Below are 2301 nucleotides of genomic sequence, written 5' to 3' on the forward strand. Positions count from 1 at the left end.
GTGACTCGATTCTTACCTTAAGTCATACGCCTAGAACGATCGTTATTTATGGGGCCGGAGTAATCGGTAGCGAATACGCGTCTATCTTCGCAGGCTTGGGTGTAAAAGTAGACCTGGTCAACCCCGGTGAAAAGTTACTTTCATTCTTAGATGACGAGATCTCTGATGCTTTGAGTTATCACCTGCGCAATAACGGTGTGTTAGTTCGTCATAATGAGACATATGAGTCTGTGGTCGGTACTGATAATGCGGTAGAGGTGACGTTTGCATCGGGTAAAAAAATTCGAGCGGATGCTTTTCTTTGGTGTAATGGGCGTAGTGGCAATACCGATAATATGGGGCTCGAAAACACTGGCTTGAAGCCTAACTCAAGAGGGCAGCTTACGATCGATGATCATTATCGAACTGAAGTAGAGGGTATCTATGCTGTGGGTGATGTTATAGGTTGGCCGGCTTTGGCAAGTGCTGCTTACGATCAAGGTCGTGCTTCGGCTGCGGCAATGTCAGAGGATCAGTACTTTAGATTCGTCAATGATGTGCCTACTGGCATTTACACCATTCCAGAGATTAGTTCAGTAGGTCGAACTGAGCGTGAATTGACTGAAGACAAGGTCCCTTACGAAGTGGGGCAGGCATTTTTTAAAGATTTAGCCCGTGCCCAAATTACAGATGAGGCGGTTGGGATGTTGAAGATATTGTTTCACCGAGATACCAAAGAAATATTGGGAATTCATTGCTTTGGTGACCAAGCGGCAGAGATCGTGCACATTGGGCAGGCTGTGATGAACCAAAAAGGAGAGGCGAATAGCCTCGATTACTTCATTAATACGACCTTTAATTATCCGACAATGGCGGAAGCTTATCGAGTGGCTGCATTGAACGGCTTAAATCGTATTTTTTAACATTGTTTTTCATGCTTGAGACCTAGTAATGATCTAGGTCTCGTTTCCTCATTTAAACGCGTCTAATAGTTCACGCTTCTATCCCTCGTTCATTGTTCTTACTTGGTGCATTTTGTACCATGCCAAAAGCCTATTTCTCCATGATTGGAGAAGTTTTTTATGTAAGTGAATGGACCATACTTTCCTCATGCTTCTAAGCTTTACCAGCGTTAAAAAAATTAGTCTTATCTCATGTTTATCTTTTGTGCTTGCTGCATGTGGTAGTGGGAGTTCTGACGTTGTTCCACTAAGTGATGAGGTTGAAGCGCCGGTACGTCAAGCAGATCTTAGCCTTAACGTGAATGTTGTAAAAGGTCCTATGGCCGGGGCAAGAGTAAACTTCTACAAGGTTGATTTAGAAGAGGGGGCTTTTGGCGAACTAACAAATGCTTTCGAGTATTTTATTGATCAGTTATACGATTGGGGTGTTCGTTATAACGATGGAAATATTGAGTTTACGACGCTATCTGACGGAGAGGTATATAGTTTACTGCAGCAGCTAGCGGCTCGTGATGCTTTAGTTGGTGAGATACATCAGTTGGTTTCTAATGTTAATGCGGCTAATTCTGTCGTGGATGCAGAAACGATCCTTAATGATTTCATTAGTAACGAGACTAATGCGTATCACAGACAGTACGTTGAAAATATCTTATCGGAATATGCAACTCTGTCAGAGCTTAAAAACCTTGTTGCTGCTGTTCCTACAGTTACTTCTCGCTTAGATGATGAATTAGATGAAGATGATGGCGAAATTAGCTTCTCGGAAGTAAAAAGTATCGCCAATGTTTTTGCGTCGCGAGAAGAAAATCCCATCAAATCACAAGGTTGGCAGCTTCTTTTAGAAGACATTAATGCGATTGAATTGTCAGTGCTTTCTAAGACTGATGTCGCTAAGCGGATTGATGACCTGTTTGATGAGGCGGAAGAAAATAACTGGTTTCGTACAGATCTCGTAGCGCAGCGTAATTTGGTTCAACTAGAGCTTAAGGTTGATGATTCTGATGATATTTTTGAGTTAGATCGCATCGTTTTTCAAGCGTATCAAAATGAAGGTAATGAAGATCTTAAAGCAGCATTGCTAACTTTGAGCAATGATGTTGTTACGCCACTTGATGCAGTTGACTTAATTAAGCAAAAAGATGCTTTGTATAATTGGCGCCTTAACGAACTGTTAACGAGTCACGCAACTTCAAATGCTGTCGTAACACAATTCATATCAGATTATCAGTCTCGATACCCTTCAGCGATTCAGGAAGCATTTGTTAGTCCTGAACTAAATCCAGGTAACGGTCGTCCCGTCAACTGGGTTGTAGAAGAGGTGTCTAATTCTCAAGGTCAAGTCTCTGCAGTGGAATTTGAG

General features: G+C 42.2%; 2 protein-coding genes. Both read left to right on the plus strand.

The features are described 5' to 3' along the window. A partial coding sequence (gene sthA, locus A3739_RS04825; RefSeq protein WP_068500526.1) for a Si-specific NAD(P)(+) transhydrogenase occupies window positions 1-902 on the plus strand: 902 nt, incomplete at its 5' end. A 169-nt stretch (window positions 903-1071) separates the two neighbouring features. Beyond that, on the plus strand, window positions 1072-2301 hold a 1230-nt coding region (locus A3739_RS04830), incomplete at its 3' end, for a hypothetical protein (RefSeq protein ID WP_156502363.1).

It is taken from the genome of Oleiphilus sp. HI0067 (assembly GCF_001635735.1).